This window comes from Streptomyces sp. BF23-19 (genome assembly GCF_041106355.1).
Taxonomy (GTDB): domain Bacteria; phylum Actinomycetota; class Actinomycetes; order Streptomycetales; family Streptomycetaceae; genus Streptomyces; species Streptomyces virginiae_A.
Genome location: NZ_JBGBPT010000002.1, coordinates 178,422 through 198,949 on the forward strand (window position 1 = coordinate 178,422; position 20,528 = coordinate 198,949).

Below are 20,528 nucleotides of genomic sequence, written 5' to 3' on the forward strand. Positions count from 1 at the left end.
GGGGTGGCGGGTGTGCAAAAGGGTGCTTCAGCGCCCGAGTTGGGACAGAACCTGGCGGGGTCTGTTCGTGATGATTGCTTCCACGCCCAGATCAGCGCAGAGCTGAACGTCTTCGGGTTCGTTCACGGTCCATACGTGTACGGAGTGGCCCGCGCCCTGGAGCTTGTGGATGAAGGCGGGGTGATTGCGCACGATCCGCATCCCGGGGCCCGCGATCGTCACGCCGGCCGGCAGCCGACCGTCCCGCATCCGGGGCGAGATGAACTGCATCAGGTACACGGTCGGGATCGTTGGCGCGGCCGCCCGGATCCGGTGCAGGGAGCGCGCGGAGAAGCTCATGACCCGCACCGGGTGCGGACCCTCGGCCGGTGGGGCGTCCAGATCGAAGCGCTTGAGGAGGGCGAGGAGGCGCTCCTCCACCTGTCCGGCCCAGCGGGTCGGATGCTTCGTCTCGATCGCGAGCTGAACCGGCCGTCCGGCGTCGGAGACCAGCTCCAGCAGGCGTTCCAGGGTGAGGACGGAGGTGCGTTCGGGGTCCGCGTCCCAGTCGGGGGATTCCTCGCGATCCTTCCAGGATCCGAAGTCGAGGGCGGCGAGATCGGCCAGCTCCAGGGCGGAGACGGCACCGCGGCCGTTCGAGGTGCGGTTCACCCGGCGGTCGTGGACCAGGACCAGATGGCCGTCCGCGGTCAGCCGGACATCGCATTCGAGGCCGTCGGCGCCGTCCTCGATGGCCTTGCGGTAGGCGGCCAGGGTGTGCTCGGGGGCATCCTCCGAGGCGCCGCGGTGGGCGACGACCTGGATGGTGCGCGGCATTGCGTGGGTCACCGGGTCATGGTGCCACCGAGAGGTGCCCGGGCGTCGGGGTGGACCCCGAGAGTGCATCCGAAATGTCGGATATAAAGAATGGGGAGAGATGCACAGGTCCGGCTTACAGTGCTCTGACGGGTCATGGGAAAGGCTTTGCCCAGGAACTTGTGCGGCACGTCGAACGTTCAGTCGGACCGATATCGCCAGAGAATTTTCCGAAGCCGTGTGTGACGAGGAGAGAGCGCTGTGAGCAACGAGAACGAGGGCACCGCGGCCCCGACACCCCCCGCGGCCCCGTCCGTACCCCCTGCTCCGGCCTCCGAGACGCAGGACGCGGCCCCCGCGCCCGCCGCCGGCGAGCCGGTGACCCAGCAGCTGCCGCCGACCCCGGCCCCCGGCACCGAGCCCACCCAGCAGATCCCGCCCGCACAGGCGCCCCCGGCCTACGGTCAGGCTCCCGCCCCGGCCGCGCACGGGGCCGAGGGCTGGCCGCCTCCGCCGCCCACGGTGCCGACGTACGGCGCGGGCGGCCACGGCGGCGGCGCCTGGGGCGCTCCCCTGACCACCGACGGCCACCCCGCGCCCAAGCCGAAGGGCAAGGGCGGCCTGGTCGCGGCCGTGCTCGTGGCGGCCCTCCTCGCGGGCGGCATCGGCGGTGGCGTCGGCTACTGGGCCGCCCAGCGCAGCGACAACGGCACCGGCTCCACCACGATCAGCGCCGCGAACACCCCCAAGGACCTCAAGCGCGAGGCGGGCTCCATCGCCGGTCTGGCCGCCGGAGCCCTGCCCAGCGTGGTCACCATCGAGGCCTCGGCCGGCGACGGCGAGGGCGGCACCGGCACCGGGTTCGTCTACGACCAGCAGGGCCACATCCTCACCAACAACCACGTCGTGGCCTCCGCGGCGAACGGCGGCAAGCTCTTCGCGACGTTCTCCGACGGCAAGCGGTACGACGCCGAGGTCGTGGGCCGTGCCCAGGGCTACGACGTCGCCGTCCTCAAGCTGAAGAATCCGCCGGCCGGCCTCAAGCCGCTGCCGCTGGGCGACTCCGACAAGGTCGCGGTCGGCGACTCGACCATCGCGATCGGCGCCCCCTTCGGGCTGTCCAACACGGTCACCACCGGCATCGTGAGCGCCAAGAACCGCCCGGTCGCCTCCGGTGACGGCTCCGGCAGCAAGAACTCGTACATGAGCGCCCTCCAGACGGACGCCTCGATCAACCCGGGCAACTCGGGCGGCCCGCTGCTCGACGGACGCGGCGCGGTCATCGGCATCAACTCCGCCATCCAGTCGGCGGGCAACGGCGGCTTCGGTGGCGGCCAGGCCGGATCCATCGGCCTCGGCTTCGCCATCCCGGTCAACCAGGCGAAGAACGTCGCCGAATCGCTCATCAAGACGGGCAAGCCTGTCTACCCGGTGATCTCGGTCTCCGTCGACCTCCAGGCCAAGTCCGAGGGTGCCAAGATCTCCGAGCAGGGTGCGGCCGCCAACGAACTGGTCGACCCGAACGGTCCGGCCGGCAAGGCGGGACTCAAGCCTGGCGACATCATCACCGAGTTCGGCGGCAAGCCGGTCGACAGCGGCCCGACCCTGATCAGCATGATCTGGACGTACAAGCCCGGCGACACCGTGAAGCTGACCTACCTGCGCGGTGGCAAGCCGACCACGGTCGACATCACGCTCGGCTCGCGGGTCGGCGACAAGTAGCAGCACCCCAGCACCACCGGTCGCGGCGGTGACCCGATGAGGAGGGGCCGTAGGCGGGATTGCGCCTACGGCCCCTCCAACGTCCGCTTATGCTTCGTTGGTGTTCGATTCTCGGCACATACGGACCTTTCACGCGGTGGTCGCCTCCGGGTCGTACTCGGCCGCCGCCCGCGTGCTGGGGTACACCCAGCCCGCCATCACCCAGCAGATGAAGGCGCTCGAACGCGCCGTCGGCACCCCGCTGTTCACTCGTGTGGGCCGCAAGATGCAGCTCACCGAGGCCGGGGAGTCCCTCTCCCGGCACGCCGAGACGATCCTCGGCAACCTCTCCGCCGCCGAGGCCCAGCTGAGGGCGTACGCCCGGCTACGCACCGGCCGGGTCAGGCTGTGCGGCTTCCCCAGCGCCAATGTCACCCTCGTCCCCGAGGCCCTGAGCGGCCTGGCCAAGGACCATCCGGGCATACAGGTGGAACTGCTGGAGGGCGAGCCCCCCGAGTCGCTGCGCCGACTGGAGCGCGGGGAGTGCGACATCACCCTGGCCTTCACCTATCCCGGCCTGCACGAGGAGATCCCGGAGGAGGTTGCCGAGGTCAGGCTGATGGAGGACCAACTGACGGTGCTGCTCCCGACCGGGCATCCGCTGGCCCGCCGCCGCGCCGTGCACCTGGCCGACCTCGCCGAGGAACGGTGGATCGCGGGCTGCCCGCGCTGCCGGGCGAACCTGCTGCACGAATGCGCGGAGCTGGGGTTCGTGCCCGACATCCGGTTCGCCACCGACGACAACCTGGTCGTGCAGAGCCTGGTCGGACAAGGACTGGGCGTGGCGATGATGCCAGCCCTGGTGCTGCCCTCCCTCTCGCTGAGCCGCGTCTGCGGGCGGGCCCTCCAGCCCGCCGCTCGCCGGCACATCGCCGCGTACGTCTACCGCGACCATCTGCGGATCCCGGCGACGGCCGTGGTGCTCGACGCGCTGAAACAGGTGGCGGGGAACCGGGTCGGCTGCTGACCGATCCATAAGCGGTGCTTGGGATTTCAGGTCATAACTGTCGTTGGACGTGATGGAACGTCGGCAGCACGCTGCCGATATGACCACCACCACGCCGGCCCGCACCACCACGAGGATGGCCGCCCTCGTCAGTGAGATCCGCACGGTCGTGGAGCGGGGGCTGGCTCCCGACCTCACCGCGTACCTGGTGGGCGAACGGCTCGCCCCGCACCTGGGCGCGCCCGACCTGCTGACCCCGGCGCAGCAAGAAGGAGACCCGGAGCGCTACCGGCAGCACATCCTGCACGCCGAATCCGACGGCAGCTTCTCCGTGGTGGCACTGGTGTGGCTGCCCGGGCAGGAGACCTGCATCCATGACCACGTGTCCTGGTGCGTGGCCGGGGTGCACCAGGGCGAGGAGAGCGAACGCCGCTTCCGGCTCGCACCGGGCGCCGGTCCCGCCCGGCTGGTGGCCACCGAGGACGTGGTCAACGCCCAGGGCGACGTCTGCGGGTTCGCTCCGCCCGGTGACATCCACAAGGTGCGCAACTCTTGTACGGCCAAGGCGATATCGGTGCATGTGTACGGCGCCGACGTCTCCCGGCTCGGCACCAGCATCCGTCGCGTCTACACGCTCCCCGTCGACTGATGGCCCTCCTCCACCGCCCTCAGGGCACGCCGGTCCGGCCTGTTTCACGTGAAACACCCACTCCGTGGCCCGGGTTGGCGATGGCAGCGGGCGGCGCGCTGACGGCCTGGTGCGTCCATCGCCTCGTGCCCGCCGTGCCGATGCTGACCGCGTCGGTTGTGCTGGGCATCGCGGTGGCGCACCTGCCAGGCCTACGGACGTTCGTACGCGCGGCCGCGCGCCCGGGTCTCTCCCTGGCCGGCCGTCGGCTGATGCGGATGGGCATCGTCCTGCTGGGCCTCGGCCTGGGACTGGAGCAGGTGCTCCGGTTGGGCTGGGCCACAGTGGCCATGGTGGTCGGCGTGGTCGCGGCCACCTTCCTCGGCACCCTCTGGCTGGGCCGTCGGCTGGGACTCCCCGGAGATCAGCCGCTGTTGATCGCCACCGGGTACTCGATCTGCGGTGCCTCGGCGATCGGCGCGGTGAGCGAGGTGTCCGGGAGCGACGAGGAGGACGTGGCCGCCTCGGTGGCACTGGTCACCCTCTGCGGCACGCTCGCCATAGGGATACTCCCGCTTCTCCAGGGGCCGTTGGGACTCTCCGACCCCGCCTTCGGGCGGTGGGTCGGCGCCGGCGTCCACGATGTCGGCCAGGTCGTGGCCACCGCGCAGACCGCTGGCCCCGCCGCCCTGGGCGAGGCGGTCCTGGTCAAACTGATGCGGGTGGCGCTGCTCGCTCCACTGGTGGCGGCCGTGGCCTTCTCGGTACGGGCCCGGCGCCGCGGGGTGCGTACCGCCTCGGGCCGCAGGCCGGCGCCGGTGCCGCTGTTCGTGCTCGGGTTCCTGGCCGCGGCCGGGCTGCGCGCCACCGGGGTCCTGCCCGACGTAGCGCTGGAGTGGGCGCACACCGCCCAGGAGGCCCTGCTGGCGGCGGCCCTGTTCGGCCTGGGGAGCGCGGTGCACCTGCCGACGCTGGCCCGGACCGGCGGCCGGGCCGCGGCACTGGGCCTCGGGGCGTGGGTGGTGGTCGCGGGCGTCTCGTACGCGGGCGTGATGCTCACCGTATGACGCGGCATGACGCGGCATGACGCTGTATGGCGTCGCAACGGCGCGGAGTTGGCCATTTCCTGGCCGGAACCGACCGAACGTTCCGACTGCCCGCTGACATCGCGACGCGCCCGTGCCACTCTGCCCCCGGCAATCAGCACGACGCACGACGCACGACGTTCCATGAACCGCGCACAGCCGATCCGCACCGACCGCTCTTCACCCCCACCCTGCCCGGCTTCGCCACCCGGCCCGGGCACGGCAGAAGGAGTCATGCGTGAATCGTCATCGCACGGCCTTGTCCGTCCTGCTCGCGGCCGGCGCCCTGGTCGCGGGCGCCCTGACGGCGGCCACCCCCTCGATCGCCGCGGATGCCCCCGCGTCCTTCAGGCAGCAGCACACCCAGGGCTTCTGGACCGCCGAGCGGATGCGCACAGCCGTCCCGCTCGACGTGACGGCGGTCCCCGGAGCGGCCCGTACCCCGGTCGCCACGTCGGCGACCCCCACGACCGTCGCCCCGACGGCGGCCGCGTCCCCCACGGCGTTCCCACAGGCGGGAGGCGCCTGGACGGCCGGCGGCGCCGTGGTGAAGACCTCGGGGCGCGTCTTCTTCACGATGGGCGACCGGACCGCGTCCTGCTCCGGCGACTCGATCACCAGCGCCAACGGCAGCACGGTCATCACGGCCGGCCACTGCGTGAAGTACCAGGGCGCCTGGCACACGAACTGGGTCTTCGTCCCCGCCTACAACAACGGCTCCGCTCCCTACGGGCAGTGGTCGGCCACCAAGACCTTCGCCACCGACCAGTGGGCCGCGAGCGAGGACATGAACATGGACGTCGGCCTCGCCGTCGTCGCCCCGCTGAACGGGCAGACCCTCAGCCAGGCCGTCGGGGCCCAGGGGATCGCCTTCAACGGCGGCTACAACAAGAAGATGTATTCCTTCGGCTTCCCCGCGGCGGCTCCGTACGACGGCACCAAGCTGGTCTACTGCAGCGGCAACACCGGCAAGGACTTCCTGCTGACCAAGGACCACAGCCTGGGCTGCAACATGACCGGCGGCTCCAGCGGCGGCCCCTGGTTCCAGGACTTCAACGAGGCCACGGGCCTGGGCACCCAGGTCTCGGTGAACAGCTTCGGCTACACCTTCCTCCCGAACCGGATGTACGGCCCGTACTTCGGCAACGAGGCGAAGGCGGCCTACGACAAGGCCCAGACCTCCTGACCCCCGAGCCGCTCCCGCCACCCCCACCTGGCCGGTACTCTGTACCGGCCAGGTGGGTTGCCCGAGCGGCCTAAGGGAACGGTCTTGAAAACCGTCGTGGCGCGAGTCACCGTGGGTTCAAATCCCACACCCACCGCAGTGGAACGGCCCCTGACCAGGATCCATGGTCAGGGGCCGTTCTGTTCCGGCGTGCCGGCGGCCGACGCGGCGCTCCCGGTGATTCCTCGCCACCTCCCCGCCCGGCGCCCGGCGGCGGGAGGCTCCCGAGGCAGGGCTGACACGTGCCATTTCCTGCGGTCGCGGTCGGTCGCGGTGGCGCGTCGTCGAGGTTGTTTCGAACTTGCTCCGCGTGATGATCATCAGTGTGTGAACAGAAGGATGTTTGCAGTGCAGATCAAGCGCAGCATGAAGAGCGCGGTCGCCACCGGCGCCCTCATCGTCGCCGGTGCCGCTCCGGCGCTCGCGACCAGCGCCTACGTCGGTGGCGGCGAGTGGAACTACGGCGCCGGCACCGCGACCGTGTGGTCGGACTACTACAACGGCTCCAAGTGCCACGGCTCGACCTCTCGGTGCGTACATCGACAGCGACGAGGCCGCCAAGGGCTCCTGGTCCATCACCTCGGCCAAGGTCAAGCTGAGCGGCAACAAGTCGTACTACAACACCTCCTGCTGATCTGAGGCCGGGTCCCACGGCCCGGCCTTCATGAGCGCCCGCCTCGTCCGACGTGCCGTGATCGGCGCTGTGCTCGTCGCCGGCATCGTGGTGCTGGCCGTCTACGGCACGCACGCCGGCACCATCCTCGGCCGGATCGGGCTCAGCATCTTCTGACGCCTCGCCTGTCTCGCCTTTATCGCTTTTCTCGCCCTTCCGAAGCAGGCCCGGGTCGCCGACCCGGGCCCCCTTCCGCATTCACGCCTCCAGGACGTACGTACGTACTCCGCGGGGGCAAGGCGGGCGAGGCGATTCCCGACTTGCCGGTCCGGCGGGTGAGTGCTGAAGGAAATGCGCAGGTCAGGGCGGGTTCGGGCGCAGGTTTTCCGGCGGCTCCGGGGAGGGCGGGCACGGGGCTGAGCCACGTTCTTGGGCCTTCCGAGTGGTGTTTGTCGGAAGATCGGCGCGCGTCGTGGGGACGACGCGGTTGCGGCCACATCATGACGAATGTATTCAGATCCGCCCGTCCGAACATCGTGAATCGAGGCACCTCGTCATGACTCACCGCAGCATTCTCACGTCGATCTGGACCTCCGTCCTCGCCGTCCTGATGGCCGTCCTCTCCGGCTTCGGTCTCGCAGCGAAGTCGGCTCCGGCCGCCGCCGTCTCCGCCCCCGCGGGCACCGAGGGCGCCGAGGCCACCGCCGTACGTCGGCCGGCCGTCGCGGCCCGGCGGAGCTGGCGGGCGATGATGCGGGGCGGTTCGCTGCCGCCGACCATCAAGCAGCGGATCCGCGCCGAGGCGCACGGCAAGACCCCCTCCGTACGGCGTTCCACCACCGCAGCGGCCATGGGCGCCGGTACCGGAACCGAGGCCGGAACCGCCTCCCGCACGCTGACCTCGGCCGCAGTACCCGCCGCAACGCACACCGCGGTACCCGCGCCCGCAGCCGCAGTGCCCGCAGTGCCCGCAGTGCCCGCAGTGCCCGCAGTGCCCGCAGTGCCCGCAGTGCCGGCAGCCGCCACCGGTGCCGCCCGGGACGCGCTCGCGCTCGCCGCGTAGTCCTGCAGCCCGGTACGTACCTCCCGTACACGCAGTCCACGAGAGCGCAGAGCAGAGCAACGCACAGCAGTCGCAGGGTCCGGTTCGCAGGCGTACGCGCCGCCGCCGGACAGGAGCAAGGGCAAGAGCGGTAGCAGCAGCAAGAACCACAGCAAGAACCACAGCAAGAACAGCAGCACGAGCAACAGGCAGAAGCAGTAGTCAGAGGACCAGTAGGAACAAGAGCAGCAGCAGGCCCGGTAACAGGCGCTGGAGCCCGGTCGGTCGTGACCGTGGATCGCGCTGCGAGGGTGCCCAGGGCAGGGCACGGATGGATCACCCCGGCTCGCGCCGGGGCGTGCAAGGGCGCGTAGGGGGCGTGAAGCGTGGCATTGCAGGGCCGCAGGCCCGGGAGACGGTGGGGTTCCCGGACGACGCGGCCCTTTTCGGCATGTCCGGGACAGGCGGTCTGGCGGAACGCTTCACCCCTTGTGCGGCGCGGGATTCAGCGCTTTCCAGGGTGCTGACCTGGGGCTTCGAGGGCGCGAATGAGGTTTATCCGATGTTGGTCATACTTGCGGGGGAATCGGGGGCTCCGGGGTGGTTCGCCGGGGATTCGGTGGGCAACTCTGGTCTCGCGACGTCGTCACCACACGGAACGAACCAACAAGGCGGTCGGCCAACTGCCTTGGAACAAGTCCCACTTCGGTTTTCTGGAGGATCAAGACATGGCAAGCATCCGTACCGCCCGCGTCATCGCCGCCGTCGCCGCTCTCCCCCTCGCCGCCGCTCTCTTCGGCGGGGTGGCGTCGGCCGACAACGGCGCCTTCGCGAACGACGGATCGAATGCGAGCGTGGCAGGCGTCGTCGGCAGCGGTGTGGGCGGCAACAACAACGGCAACTCGTCCACCTCGCAGCAGGTGGCCACGGGTTCCGGCGCCTCCAACCAGAGCAACACCGCCCAGGTGAACGGCTCGGCCCTCACCGCGATCGACCAGTCCAACGCGACCGTCGCGGTCAACTTCGTCCCCTGGTGGTAGCCGCGGCCTGAGCCGCTCCGATTCTTGAGGGCGTCTGTGCGACCGGACCGGCTGGGGTCCGGTAGCGCAGGCGCCCTCGCGCATGTCGCCCCGACCTTGACACCACGGGTGAATCTGACGGACAGTCAGGTTCCCTCGATGATGTGATGCCGGGAGGCCAGCGCCGTGCACCTCGCCCCGACCGAAGGCCAGTTGCGGCTCCGCGCCGAACTGCGCGCGTACTTCAAGGACCTGCTGCCGGACGGCCTCCCCGATGATCCGGCCCGCCAGCGCGAACTCCTGCGCCGAATAGGCGCCGACGGACTCCTCGGCCTCGGCTGGCCCGTCGAGTACGGCGGCCAGGGCCGCGGCGCCGACGAGCAGTTCGTCTTCTTCGACGAGGCCTACCGGGCTGGTGCCCCCGTCTCCATGGTCACGCTCAACACCGTCGGCCCGACCCTGATGAAGTACGGGACCCAGGAACAGAAGGACTACTTCCTCCCCCGGATCCTCGCGGGCGACGTCGTCTTCGCCATCGGCTACTCCGAACCCGAGGCCGGCACCGATCTCGCCGCCCTGCGCACCCGCGCCGTCCGCGAAGGATCCGACTGGCTGATCGACGGGCAGAAGGTCTTCACCTCCAACGCCCAGAACGCGGACTGGATCTGGCTCGCCTGCCGCACCGACCCCGAGGCCCCCAAGCACAAGGGCATCTCGATCATCTTGGTGCCCACCGACACTCCGGGCTTCTCCTGGACGCCGATCGACACCGTGGGCGGGCTCACCACCACGGCCACGTACTACGACGGCGTCCGCGTGCCCGCAGGTCGTCTCGTCGGCCCCGAGCATGGCGGCTGGGGCCTGATCACCAACCAGCTCAACCACGAGCGCGTCGCCCTCGCCGCCATCGGCATGCAGGCCGAGGACTTCTACGCGTACGCGCTCGACCACGCCCGCACCCCCGACCCGGTCACGGGCGACCGCTCCGCCGACCTCCCCTGGGTGCAGTCCCGGCTTGCCGAGGCGCACGCGCGCCTGGCCGCCGTACGCCTCCTCAATTGGCGCCTCGTCCAGGACGTGGGCAGCGGCGCGTTGGCTCCCGGCGACGCCAGCGGGGTGAAGTTCCTCGGCACCGAGTCCACCGTCGAGGTGTACCGGATGTGCCAGGAGGTGGTGGGCGAGGAGGCCCTCATCCGCGGGCCCGCGGCCTTCGCGGGCGGCGAGCTCGAACGGATGAACCGGGCCGCCCAGATCAACACGTTCGGCGGCGGGGTGAGCGAGGTCCAGCGGGAGATCGTCGCCATGATGCGGCTCGGCATGAAGGGAAGGAAGCGATGACGGCGGACGCGGATGCGGACGTGCACGACGTGGACACGCACGCGGACGCGGCTACGGCAGAGGCCGGGGCCGAGGACGCAGCCCGGTTCCACGCCCTGCTGGCGGCCTTCGAGGGCCGGCCGGCCGCCACCGGGGGCCGGGGCAAGGACGCGGTCAACGAGCCGATGATCCGCCACTGGTGCGAGGCGATGGGCGATGCCAACCCCGCCTACACCGGGCCCGACGCCATCGCGCCGCCCACCATGCTCCAGGCCTGGACGATGGGCGGCCTCTCCGGACACGCGGACCGCTCCTCCGCCTACGACGAACTCCTCACCCTCCTCGACGGCGCCGGCTTCACCTCCGTGGTCGCCACCGACTGCGAGCAGGAGTACCACCGCCCCCTGCGCCCCGGCGCCGCGATCAGCTTCGACGCCGTCATCGAGACCGTGTCGCCCCGCAAGACGACCAAATTGGGCACCGGCCACTTCGTGACCACCCGTATGGACGTCCGGGCCGACGGGGAGCTCGCCGGCACCCACCGCTTCCGCATCCTCAAGTACGCCCCCGCCGCCCGACCGGTGGGGCGGCCGCCGGCACAGCGCCCCCGCCCAGTGATCAACCGCGACAACCAGGGGTTCTGGGACGGGGTGCGCGATCACAAACTGCTGATCCAGCGCTGCACCTCCTGCGCGGCCCTGCGCTTCCCGTGGCTCCCCGGCTGCAACGCCTGCGCGAGCCCCGACTGGGACACGGTCGAGGCCTCCGGCGCCGGCACGGTGTTCAGCTACGTCGTCATGCACCACCCGCCCTTCCCGGCCTTCGACCCGCCCTACGCGGTCGCACTCGTCGAGCTCGCCGAGGGAGTCCGGATGGTCAGCAACATCACGGGCGTGCCCTACGACAAGGTGCGCATCGGCCTCCCCGTCCAGCTGGAGTTCCTGCGCGTCGACGACGGCCTCGAACTCCCCGTTTTCAGAGGGAGCGAGGGCTGATGGACTTCCACCCCACCGAGGAGCAGGCCGCCGCGGCAGGTCTCGCCGCCCGGATCTTCGCCGATCTCGCCACCCATGAACGCCTCGCCGAAGCCGGCACCGGCAGCGACGCCGAGCTGTGGAAGGCCCTCACCACCGCCGGACTGACCGCCGCGATCGAGGAGATCGGCCTGCTCGGCCTGGTCCTGCTGCTGGAGGAACAGGGCCGCACCACCGCACAGGTCCCGTACGCCGCCACCTGCGTGTACGGGATCCTCCCCGTGGCCGCGCACGGCAGCCCCGAGCAGCGCGCCCGGCTGCTGCCCGCCCTCGGCACGGGTGAGGCGGTCGCCACCGGAGCCTTCCCGGCGCACGGCCGGATCACCATCGAAGGCGGCCGGCTCACCGGGACCGCCTCCGCCGTGCCGTGGTTGCGCGACGCCACGCACGTACTGGTCCCGGACGCGGACCGGGCGCTGTGGCTGCTGAGGACCGACGCGCCCGGCGTACGGACCTCACCGGTGGAGACCACCGCCCCCTGGTCGGCGGGCCGGCTGACGCTGACCGGGGCCGAGGGTGAACGCCTCGGTTCCGAGGGCGCGTACGAGGACACGCTGGCCGCCGCCCGCACCGCCTTCGCCGGACTCCAGGCGGGCGTCTGCGCGGGCTCCCTGGCCCGCGCGGTGGAGTACACCTCCACCCGGGAGCAGTTCGGCAGGCCGCTCTCCACCAACCAGGGGGTCATGCTGCGCGCGGCCGACGCGTACATGGACACCGAGGCGATCCGGGTCACCACCTACGAGGCGGCGTGGCGGATCGACCAGGGCCTCGCGGCACACGAGCACGCGCTGACGGCCGCCTGGTGGGCCTCGGAGGCAGGCAAGCGGGTCGTGCACGCGGGCCAGCACCTGCACGGCGGCATGGGCGCCGACCTGGACCACCCCGTCCACCGGCACTTCCTGTGGGGACGCCACTTGGACGCCTACCTGGGCTGCGGCAGCGAGCTGCTGGCCGAGCTGGGGGCCTCGATCGCGGCGTCCCCCGCATTCGCTTCGACAGCCGAGGGAGAGCAGGCATGAAGGTCGGCGACACGCTGCCGCCGCTGGAGATACCGGTCACCCGCACGCTGATCGTCGCGGGTGCGATCGCCTCCCGCGACTACCAGGACGTGCATCATGACGCGGCGCTCGCGCAGGAGAAGGGCTCCCCGGACATCTTCATGAACATCCTGACCACGAACGGCCTGGTCGGCCGGTACATCACCGACCACCTCGGGCCGCGCGCCGTCCTGCGCAAGGTGGCCATCCGCCTCGGTGCCCCCAACTATCCGGGCGACACGATGACCCTCACCGGCACCGTCACCGCCGTCTCGGGGACCGCTGTCGCCGGGACCGTCGTCGAGATCCGGGTCGTCGGCGCCAACAGCATCGGCCACCACGTCACGGGAACGGTCACCGCGGAGGTGCCGGCATGAGCGTCCGTACCCGCGACGAGCTCGGTGGCCGAGCCGCGATCGCCGGCATCGGAGCGACCGAGTTCTCCAAGGACTCCGGCCGCAGCGAGCTCAAGCTCGCCGTCGAGGCCGTGCACGCGGCCCTCGACGACGCCGGCCTCACCCCCGCCGACGTCGACGGCATGGTCACCTTCACCATGGACACCAGCCCCGAGATCACCGTCGCCCAGGCGGCGGGCATCGGGGACCTGTCCTTCTTCTCCCGGATCCACTACGGCGGCGGCGCGGCCTGCGCCACCGTCCAGCAGGCCGCCCTGGCCGTCGCCACCGGGGTCGCGGAGGTCGTCGTCTGCTACCGCGCCTTCAACGAGCGCTCCGGGCGCCGCTTCGGGTCCGGGGTCCAGCAGCGGGAGCCCTCGGCGGAGGGGGCGGCGCTCGGCTGGTCGCTGCCCTGGGGCCTGCTGACCCCCGCCTCCTGGGTGGCCATGACCACCCAGCGCTACCTGCACACCTACAACCTCACCCCCGAAGCCTTCGGGCACGTCGCGGTCACCGACCGCCGGCACGCCGCGAACAACCCCGCCGCGTACTTCCACGGCAAGCCCATCACCCTGGCCGACCACGCCGCCTCACGCTGGATCGTGGAACCGCTGCGGCTGCTGGACTGCTGCCAGGAGACGGACGGCGGCCAGGCCGTCGTCGTCACCACGACCGAGCGCGCCCGGGACCTGCGGCACGCGCCCGCCGTGATCACCGCGGCCGCGCAGGGCGCCGGGCGACGCCAGGAGGGCATGACCTCCTTCTACCGCGACGACCTCACCGGGCTGCCGGAGATGGACGTCGTCGCCCGCCAGCTGTGGCGGACCAGTGGGCTGCGGCCGTCGGACATCGACGTCGGCATCCTCTACGACCACTTCACCCCCTTCGTGCTGATGCAGCTGGAGGAGTTCGGCTTCTGCGCGCCGGGCGAGGCCGCCGACTTCGTGGCCGCGGACGCACTCCCGCTCAACACCCACGGTGGCCAGCTCGGAGAGGCGTACCTGCACGGGATGAACGGCATCGCCGAGGCCGTTCGTCAGCTGCGCGGCACCTCCGTCAACCAGGTCGCGGGCGCGGCGCACGCACTCGTCACGGCCGGCACCGGGGTCCCGACCTCGGGTCTGATCCTCGGCACCGACGGTTGAGAACCGGGACCCGCCGCCCCCGCCCCCTCCACCTTCAGGGGGTGGGGAAGGCCTTGTTCCTACAACCTGAGGTGGATCCACCATCGGCACCTGCGGCCGATCCCAGGGCGGTCGCGCGCTCCTAGCGTGGAGACATGACCACGCCTGTGTGCACGCTCGCCTCGAATCCGACGCCGTACCCGTCGTTCTCGGCGTACGTCCGGACCCGCGGCACGGTCCTGATGCGCACCGCGCGCTCCCTCACCGCCAACCCGTGCGATGCGGAGGACCTGCTCCAGACCGCCCTCACCAAGACGTACGTGGCCTGGGACCGGATCGAGGACCACCGCGCCCTGGACGGCTACGTCCGGCGGACCCTCGTCAACACCCGTACCTCCCAGTGGCGCAAGCGCAAGGTCGACGAGTTCGTATGCGACGAGCTCCCGGAGCCCGAGGCGGTTTCGGCCTGCGATCCCGCCGAGGCGCAGGCGCTGCGCGATGCGATGTGGCGCGCGGTGACCCGGCTGCCCGACCGACAGCGGGCCATGGTCGTCCTGCGGTACTACGAGGACCTGAGCGAGGTGCAGACGGCGGAGCTGCTCGGGGTCTCGGTCGGCACCGTCAAGAGCGCGGTCTCCCGCGCGCTGGGCAAGCTCCGCGAGGACCCGGAGCTCATGCCGGTCCGGTGAGGCGGAGGGTGTTTCACGTGAAACCTGAGGACGTCCGGGGACGTTTCACGTGAAACACGCCCTGGTTTCTACTCCCGGGTAGTGACATGCCGACCGGTACGTGCGCAGAATCGGCAGCATCCGTAGCCGCCGCAGCGCCGCAGCGCTCACCGGGAGGACGCTTTGCTCAGCACCATGCAGGACGTACCGCTCCTCGTCACCCGCATACTCCGACACGGGATGACGATCCACGGGAAGTCCCAGGTCACGACCTGGACCGGGGAGGCTGAGCCGCACCGCCGCAGCTTCGCCGAGATCGGCAACCGCGCCACCCGACTCGCCGGCGCCCTGCGCGACGAGCTCGGAGTGCAGCAGGACGAGCGGGTCGCCACCCTCATGTGGAACAACGCCGAGCATGTCGAGGCGTACTTCGCGATCCCCTCCATGGGCGCGGTCCTGCACACCCTCAACCTGCGGCTTCCTCCTGAGCAGCTGGTCTTCATCGTCAACCACGCCGCCGACCGGGTGGTGCTGGTCAACGGCACGCTGCTGCCCCTGCTCGCACCGCTCCTGCCGCACCTGCCGACCGTCGAGCACGTGGTGGTCAGCGGCATCGGCGACCGGTCCGCGCTCGAAGGCCTGAACGTGCGCGTGCACGAGTACGAGGAGCTCCTCGCGGGCCGCTCCGACAGCTACGACTGGCCGGAACTGGACGAGCGCCGGGCGGCCGCGATGTGCTACACCTCCGGCACCACCGGGGACCCCAAGGGCGTCGTCTACTCCCACCGCTCGCTCTACCTGCACTCGATGCAGGTCAACATGACCGAGTCGATGGGGCTGACCGACCGGGACACCACCCTCGTCGTGGTTCCGCAGTTCCACGTGAACGCCTGGGGGCTGCCGCACGCCACCTTCATGACCGGTATCAACATGCTGATGCCGGACCGGTTCCTGCAGCCCGCCCCGCTCGCCGAGATGATCGAGCGGGAGAAGCCGACGCACGCCGCGGCTGTCCCCACGATCTGGCAGGGCCTGCTGGCCGAGGTCACCGCCAACCCGCGCGACCTCACGTCGATGAAGCAGGTCACCATCGGCGGCGCGGCCTGTCCGCCCTCCCTGATGGAGGCGTACGACAAGCTCGGCGTCCGCGTCTGCCACGCCTGGGGCATGACCGAGACCTCGCCGCTGGGCACGATGGCGCACCCGCCGGCCGGCCTGAGCGCCGAGGAGGAGTGGCCCTACCGGATCACCCAGGGCCGGTTCCCGGCAGGTGTCGAGGCCCGGCTGATCGGCCCCGCCGGCGACCTCCTGCCCTGGGACGGGGAGTCGGCGGGCGAGCTGGAGGTGCGCGGCAACTGGATCGCGAGCTCCTACTACGGCGGTGCGTCCGGTGAACCCTTCCGGCCCGAGGACAAGTTCAGCGCCGACGGCTGGCTCAAGACCGGCGATGTCGGTGTGATCAGCGCCGACGGCTTCCTCACCCTCACCGACCGCGCCAAGGACGTCATCAAGTCCGGCGGCGAGTGGATCTCCAGCGTGGACCTGGAGAACGCGCTGATGGCGCACCCCGAGGTCGCCGAGGCCGCGGTCGTCGCCGTCCCCGACGAGAAGTGGGGAGAGCGCCCGCTGGCCACGGTCGTCCTCAAGGAGGGCGCGACCGTGAACTACACGGGGCTGCGCGAGTTCCTCGCCCAGACCGTCGCCAAGTGGCAGCTGCCGGAGCGCTGGACGTTCATCGAGGCGGTGCCGAAGACCAGTGTCGGCAAGTTCGACAAGAAGGTGATCCGCAAGCAGTACGCGGACGGCGCACTGGACGTCACCAAGCTCGACTGACGATCGCGGACGCCTAACCCCGAGTGAGCCATGGCCGCAGCAGCCTGCTGACCGCGGGCATGGCCACGTAGGTCATCAGCGTGCTGAACACGATGGCGAAGGCAGCCGTCCGCAGCACGAAGTGCAGATCCACCAGGTACGGCCCGAGCACCGCGTTGCCGATCAGCGAGATCGGGAAGATGGCCAGCCCCGAGCTGATCACCATCTTCCACCGCGGCGGCGCGGGCCGGGTCGTACCCGGCTTGGCGAACCACGTCTCCATGCCGTGCAGTTCCCGGCGGGCTATCTCCGTGTGGTGGTGGCCGAGGCAGTTGGAGAACCACTCCGCGCGCTCCGGGGAGTCCTGCCAGCGCTCGAAAGCGGCCTGGTTACGGAAGCGGTGGACCAGGAACCACGGCCCGCCCTCCGTCGCCGGCCGGAAGAGCCCGTACCCCAGGTGGTCCGGGAAGCCCGCGGCCGTCTCCAGGATGCCGTGGGCCCAGGCCTCGAAGGTCTCCTCGTGTCCGGGCTCCACCTGCCGTGCGATGAGCAGATTCACCTCCCCGTTGTCGGCGGGGACGGTGTGCTCGCTCGTGTTGATGATGGCCATCGGCCCAGGATTACTAGTTGGTGCCGATCTTGGCGAGCAGGTCCACGATGCGGCCTTGGACGTCCGCCGTGGTGGCCCGCTCGGCGAGGAAGAGGACGCTCTCGCCGGACGCGAGCCGCGGCAGTTCGGCCGGGTCGATGCCGGTCGTCGTATAGACGACCAGAGGGGTGCGGTTCAGCTGCCCGTTCGCGCGCAGCCAGTCCACGATCCCGGCCCGCCGACGGCGCACCTGCATCAGGTCCATGACCACCAGGTTGGGCCGCATCCGCGTCGCCAGTTCCACGGCGTCGGTGTCGGCACCCGCCCGCGCGACCTGCATGCCGCGCCGTTCCAGGGCGGCGGTCAACGCGGTCGCGATCTCGTCGTGCTCCTCGATCAGCAGCACCCGGGAAGGGTGCTGTTCGCTGTCACGCGGCGCCAGCGCCTTCAGCAGCACGGCCGGATCGGCGCCGTACGCCGCCTCGCGCGTGGCGTGCCCCAGCCCGGCCGTGACCAGTACGGGGACCTCCGCGGCCACCGCGGCCTGACGCAGGGACTGCAGAGCCGTCCGGGTGATCGGCCCGGTCAGCGGGTCGACGAACAGCGCGGCGGGGAACGCGGCGATCTGCGCGTCCACCTCCTCGCGGGAGTGCACGATCACCGGCCGGTAGCCGCGGTCGCTCAGCGCCTGCTGCGTCTGCACATCGGGCGCGGGCCACACCAGGAGCCGGCGCGGGTTGTCCAGGGGTTCCGGCGGCAGCTCGTCGTCCACGGGCCGCGGCACGGGCCGGTTGACCACCTCGACGGCGCCGCCCGGGCCGTCCAGCGGCTCGGGGCCCTCGTCGGAGCCGGCCTCGGGCGCCCCTATCGCGAAGGCGCGGCCCTGCGGGGCGGGCTCGGCGAGCCGGCGACGGCGGCCGGAGCCGGAAGTGGCGTCGGACGCGGGCGCGGGCGGGTTGGAGCCGCCCGGATCGACGGAGATGCCCTGGCCGAGGGTGCCGAGGGCACGCACGCTGATCGGCTGCGCGGCCTGGCCCTCCGCCGGGGTGTCCTGAGGCCGACGCGCACCGGGGACGGCGACCTGGCCGGAGGCCTCGTCGCCCTCGGGAGCCGTACGGGCGGCCGGAACCGGCCACGCCGGGGCGCCGGTCAGCGCGCGGCGCCGTCCGGTCGGATTCTCGGCGGAGTCGTCGGGCTGCGCGGTGGCAGCAGTAGTGGCAGTAGCGGCAGCGCCGGCGGCCTCGGGCTCGGGTTCGGCGGCGGGGGTGCCCAGCACCCGGCGGCCACGCCGCCCGGCCGGAGCGTCCGCGTCGGAGCCCGCCGCGGGGGGAGCCGGTGTCGGGCCGGCGGGCAGCGCGAAGCCGCCCTCGGGGGCGATGGGCCGCGCGGGAGCGGGCGTCGGCCCGAGCCCGGTCGCGGGGACGGGGCCGCCGGGCTGCACCGCACCGGCCGGGCCCAGCGCCCGGCGCCGTCCGGCGGGATGCTCGGTCACCGGAACCGGGGGCACCGCGGGTACGGGCGGGAGCGCGGGCATGGCGGTGCCCTGGGGGGGCACGGGCCGGCCGGGGCCGTCCTGCCCGCCGGGGCCTTCGGCCTCGCCGCTGCCGTCACCGGCCCGGCCGCGCCTGCGTCCGGTGCCGAGCCCTGCCGGGTTCACCGGGGATTGTGCGAGTTCGGGGCCCGTCTCGGGAACGTCTGCGGCCTCGCCCGCGCGCCGCCGCCCGGAAGGCAGCGCCAGCGCGCCACCACCCTGGCCGGCCTGTGCTGCCTGTGCTGCCTGTGCGGCTGCGGGGCCGGGGGGCTCGTCGTCCAGGAAGGCGTCCACCCCGCGCCGGGCACGCCGCCCGCCGGAGACCTTGCCGGGAGCCGCGCCACCGGCCGTCCCCGCGCCGTCCGTGGTCGGACCGGCCGGGGGCTCCTCCGCCGGCTCCGGCAGGACCACCGTTCCGGCACCCGAGCCGAGCGGGAGTTCCAGCACGTACGCCCCGCCGGGCGCGCCCGGGACCTCAACCGTCTGCAGGACGCCGCCGTGCGCGGCCACGATCCCCCGCACGATCGGCTCGTGGACCGGGTTCCCGCCCTCGTACGGCCCGCGCACCTCGATCCGAACGACATCGCCGCGCTGTGCGGCGGCCACCACGATCGTCGAGTCGCTGTAGCCGCTGCCCTGGCGGGTCTTGCCGGTGGCGTCCACCCCGGCCACGTCCGCGACCAGGTGGGCGAGCGCGGTCGCGATCCGGTCCGCGTCCACCTCGGCCTCGATGGTCGGCGCGTGGACGGCGAACTGCGCGCGGCCCGGACCGATCAGCTCGACGGCCCCGTCGACGCCCGCCGAGACGACGGTGTTGATCAGGACGTTCTTCTTCGCGAGCCGGTCCCTGCCGGTGTCCAGGCGCTGGTAGCCGAGGACGTTGTCCACCAGCGTGGTCATCCGCGAGTACCCGGCGGCCAGGTGGTGCAGCAGCTGGTTGGCCTCGGGCCACAGCTGTCCGGCGTCGTCGGCGGCGAGCGTCGCCAGCTCACCGCGCAACTCGTCCAGCGGCCCCCGCAGCGATTCGCCGAGGACGGCCATCAGCTGGGCGTGCCGTGCGGCGAGGGCGTCGTAGGGCCGACGGTCGGTGAAGGTCATGACGGCGCCGACGAGCTGCTCCCCGTCCCGTACGGGCGAGGTGGTCAGGTCGACGGCGACCGGCTGTCCGGCCTTGTTCCACAGCACCTGCCCGCGGACGCGGTGCTTGCGGCCGCTGCGCAGGGTGTCGGCGAGCGGGGACTCCTCGAAGGGGAAGGGGGAGCCGTCGGCGCGGGAGTGCTGGACGAGGCCGTGCAGTTCGCGGTTGCCGAGGTCGGTGGCGCGGTAGCCGAGGATCTGGGCGGCGGCCGGGTTGACCAGCACCACCCGTCCGTCGGTGTCGGTGCCGACGACGCCCTCGGCGGCGGCACGCAGGATCATCTCGGTCTGTCGCTGCGAGCGGGCCAGCTCGGCTTCGGTGTCCACGGTCTGCGAGAGGTCGCGGACCACGAGCATCAGCAGCTCGTCACCCGTGTAGGCGGGTTGCGGCTCACGGTAGGCGTCGCGTCCGTCGAGATGCGCGCTGGTGACCTCGACGGGGAACTCGGAGCCGTCGGTACGGCGCGCGGTCATCCGCTTGGGTTTGGCGCGGCCGCCTTCGTCCTCGCCGGGTCGGCGCATCGAGCCGGGGATCAGCTTGGAGTCGAACTCGGGCAGGAGGTCGAGCACGCCCCGGCCGACGAGCCCGGTGCCGGGGCTCTCCATGACCTCGAGCGCGATCGAATTGGCGTTGACGACCGTGCCGTTGGCGTTGACGAGCAACAGCGCGTCCGGAAGAGCGTCGAGTATTGCTGCGAGGCGAGCAGCGCCTCGGGATGGCCTGCTGCTCACGACGAGCTTCCTCCCTGACCACAACTACCGGCAAGTCA

At 71.6% G+C, this 20,528-nt stretch carries 19 protein-coding genes and 1 tRNA gene; 17 read left to right on the forward strand and 3 right to left on the reverse strand.

Features of this window, described 5'->3' with window-relative positions; translation table 11 throughout:
* Positions 1–27 precede the first annotated feature (27 nt).
* Positions 28–816: a glycerophosphodiester phosphodiesterase gene (locus tag AB8A24_RS02015; RefSeq protein WP_328965918.1), complete on the reverse strand. Its 789-nt coding sequence runs from the start codon at positions 814–816 to the stop codon at positions 28–30.
* Between the two features lie 240 nt (positions 817–1,056).
* On the opposite strand from AB8A24_RS02015, the gene AB8A24_RS02020 reads away from it, so the two are divergent.
* From AB8A24_RS02020 to AB8A24_RS02100, 17 genes are all read left to right on the forward strand, one after another.
* The gene (locus tag AB8A24_RS02020; RefSeq protein WP_328962615.1) at positions 1,057–2,517 is read left to right on the forward strand and encodes a trypsin-like peptidase domain-containing protein; all 1,461 of its coding nucleotides are present in this window, start codon (positions 1,057–1,059) and stop codon (positions 2,515–2,517) included.
* A gap of 100 nt (positions 2,518–2,617) precedes the next feature.
* Entirely contained in the window at positions 2,618–3,523 is a 906-nt protein-coding gene (locus AB8A24_RS02025; RefSeq protein WP_328962616.1) for a LysR family transcriptional regulator, read from the forward strand.
* A gap of 79 nt (positions 3,524–3,602) precedes the next feature.
* The gene (locus tag AB8A24_RS02030; protein WP_328962617.1) at positions 3,603–4,151 is read left to right on the forward strand and encodes a cysteine dioxygenase family protein; all 549 of its coding nucleotides are present in this window, start codon (positions 3,603–3,605) and stop codon (positions 4,149–4,151) included.
* Positions 4,151–5,197, forward strand: coding sequence for a YeiH family protein (locus AB8A24_RS02035; RefSeq protein ID WP_369474394.1), 1,047 nt, complete (start codon positions 4,151–4,153; stop codon positions 5,195–5,197). The genes AB8A24_RS02030 and AB8A24_RS02035 overlap by 1 nt, the downstream gene beginning before the upstream one ends.
* A 256-nt stretch (positions 5,198–5,453) precedes the next feature.
* Positions 5,454–6,401, forward strand: a complete 948-nt coding sequence (locus AB8A24_RS02040; RefSeq protein WP_328962619.1) for a peptidase — start codon at positions 5,454–5,456, stop codon at positions 6,399–6,401.
* Positions 6,402–6,452: 51 nt separating this feature from the next.
* A tRNA-Ser gene (locus AB8A24_RS02045) sits at positions 6,453–6,537 on the forward strand.
* A gap of 251 nt (positions 6,538–6,788) precedes the next feature.
* Positions 6,789–7,079 (forward strand): lactococcin 972 family bacteriocin, encoded by a 291-nt coding sequence (locus tag AB8A24_RS02050; protein WP_328962620.1) that lies wholly within the window; start codon positions 6,789–6,791, stop codon positions 7,077–7,079.
* 25 nt (positions 7,080–7,104) lie between these two features.
* The gene (locus AB8A24_RS02055) at positions 7,105–7,230 is read left to right on the forward strand and encodes a hypothetical protein (protein ID WP_328962621.1); all 126 of its coding nucleotides are present in this window, start codon (positions 7,105–7,107) and stop codon (positions 7,228–7,230) included.
* 379 nt (positions 7,231–7,609) lie between these two features.
* Positions 7,610–8,116: a DUF6344 domain-containing protein gene (locus AB8A24_RS02060; protein WP_369474397.1), complete on the forward strand. Its 507-nt coding sequence runs from the start codon at positions 7,610–7,612 to the stop codon at positions 8,114–8,116.
* 707 nt (positions 8,117–8,823) lie between these two features.
* The gene (locus AB8A24_RS02065) at positions 8,824–9,135 is read left to right on the forward strand and encodes a hypothetical protein (protein WP_328962623.1); all 312 of its coding nucleotides are present in this window, start codon (positions 8,824–8,826) and stop codon (positions 9,133–9,135) included.
* Between the two features lie 165 nt (positions 9,136–9,300).
* Positions 9,301–10,452 (forward strand): acyl-CoA dehydrogenase family protein, encoded by a 1,152-nt coding sequence (locus AB8A24_RS02070; protein ID WP_328962624.1) that lies wholly within the window; start codon positions 9,301–9,303, stop codon positions 10,450–10,452.
* Entirely contained in the window at positions 10,449–11,426 is a 978-nt protein-coding gene (locus tag AB8A24_RS02075) for a bifunctional MaoC family dehydratase N-terminal/OB-fold nucleic acid binding domain-containing protein (protein WP_369474400.1), read from the forward strand. The genes AB8A24_RS02070 and AB8A24_RS02075 overlap by 4 nt, the downstream gene beginning before the upstream one ends.
* Positions 11,426–12,484, forward strand: a complete 1,059-nt coding sequence (locus AB8A24_RS02080; RefSeq protein WP_369474402.1) for an acyl-CoA dehydrogenase family protein — start codon at positions 11,426–11,428, stop codon at positions 12,482–12,484. Before AB8A24_RS02075 ends, AB8A24_RS02080 begins: the two co-directional genes overlap by 1 nt.
* Entirely contained in the window at positions 12,481–12,879 is a 399-nt protein-coding gene (locus AB8A24_RS02085) for a MaoC family dehydratase (RefSeq protein ID WP_369474404.1), read from the forward strand. The genes AB8A24_RS02080 and AB8A24_RS02085 overlap by 4 nt, the downstream gene beginning before the upstream one ends.
* The gene (locus AB8A24_RS02090) at positions 12,876–14,042 is read left to right on the forward strand and encodes a lipid-transfer protein (protein WP_369474405.1); all 1,167 of its coding nucleotides are present in this window, start codon (positions 12,876–12,878) and stop codon (positions 14,040–14,042) included. The genes AB8A24_RS02085 and AB8A24_RS02090 overlap by 4 nt, the downstream gene beginning before the upstream one ends.
* 134 nt (positions 14,043–14,176) lie before the next feature.
* Positions 14,177–14,710, forward strand: coding sequence for a SigE family RNA polymerase sigma factor (locus tag AB8A24_RS02095; RefSeq protein WP_328962629.1), 534 nt, complete (start codon positions 14,177–14,179; stop codon positions 14,708–14,710).
* 162 nt (positions 14,711–14,872) lie between these two features.
* Positions 14,873–16,522 (forward strand): long-chain fatty acid--CoA ligase, encoded by a 1,650-nt coding sequence (locus AB8A24_RS02100; protein WP_328962630.1) that lies wholly within the window; start codon positions 14,873–14,875, stop codon positions 16,520–16,522.
* Positions 16,523–16,535: 13 nt separating this feature from the next.
* Here the strand turns inward: AB8A24_RS02100 and AB8A24_RS02105 are convergent, their stop codons facing one another.
* On the reverse strand, positions 16,536–17,111 hold the full coding sequence (locus AB8A24_RS02105; RefSeq protein WP_030768916.1) for an antibiotic biosynthesis monooxygenase: 576 nt from the start codon (positions 17,109–17,111) through the stop codon (positions 16,536–16,538).
* A 13-nt stretch (positions 17,112–17,124) separates the two neighbouring features.
* Positions 17,125–20,490, reverse strand: coding sequence for a PAS domain-containing protein (locus AB8A24_RS02110; protein ID WP_369474408.1), 3,366 nt, complete (start codon positions 20,488–20,490; stop codon positions 17,125–17,127).
* Positions 20,491–20,528 lie beyond the last annotated feature (38 nt).

What these genes read in the sequence shown, in the direction of transcription:
- AB8A24_RS02105 (WP_030768916.1), bottom strand. Translation starts at nt 17,111, where the DNA reads ATGGCCATCATCAACACGAGCGAGCACACCGTCCCCGCCGACAACGGG.
- AB8A24_RS02080 (WP_369474402.1), top strand. Translation starts at nt 11,426, where the DNA reads ATGGACTTCCACCCCACCGAGGAGCAGGCCGCCGCGGCAGGTCTCGCC.
- AB8A24_RS02085 (WP_369474404.1), top strand. Translation starts at nt 12,481, where the DNA reads ATGAAGGTCGGCGACACGCTGCCGCCGCTGGAGATACCGGTCACCCGC.
- AB8A24_RS02095 (WP_328962629.1), top strand. Translation starts at nt 14,177, where the DNA reads ATGACCACGCCTGTGTGCACGCTCGCCTCGAATCCGACGCCGTACCCG.
- AB8A24_RS02055 (WP_328962621.1), top strand. Translation starts at nt 7,105, where the DNA reads ATGAGCGCCCGCCTCGTCCGACGTGCCGTGATCGGCGCTGTGCTCGTC.
- AB8A24_RS02065 (WP_328962623.1), top strand. Translation starts at nt 8,824, where the DNA reads ATGGCAAGCATCCGTACCGCCCGCGTCATCGCCGCCGTCGCCGCTCTC.
- AB8A24_RS02035 (WP_369474394.1), top strand. Translation starts at nt 4,151, where the DNA reads ATGGCCCTCCTCCACCGCCCTCAGGGCACGCCGGTCCGGCCTGTTTCA.
- AB8A24_RS02075 (WP_369474400.1), top strand. Translation starts at nt 10,449, where the DNA reads ATGACGGCGGACGCGGATGCGGACGTGCACGACGTGGACACGCACGCG.
- AB8A24_RS02090 (WP_369474405.1), top strand. Translation starts at nt 12,876, where the DNA reads ATGAGCGTCCGTACCCGCGACGAGCTCGGTGGCCGAGCCGCGATCGCC.
- AB8A24_RS02015 (WP_328965918.1), bottom strand. Translation starts at nt 816, where the DNA reads ATGCCGCGCACCATCCAGGTCGTCGCCCACCGCGGCGCCTCGGAGGAT.
- AB8A24_RS02060 (WP_369474397.1), top strand. Translation starts at nt 7,610, where the DNA reads ATGACTCACCGCAGCATTCTCACGTCGATCTGGACCTCCGTCCTCGCC.
- AB8A24_RS02030 (WP_328962617.1), top strand. Translation starts at nt 3,603, where the DNA reads ATGACCACCACCACGCCGGCCCGCACCACCACGAGGATGGCCGCCCTC.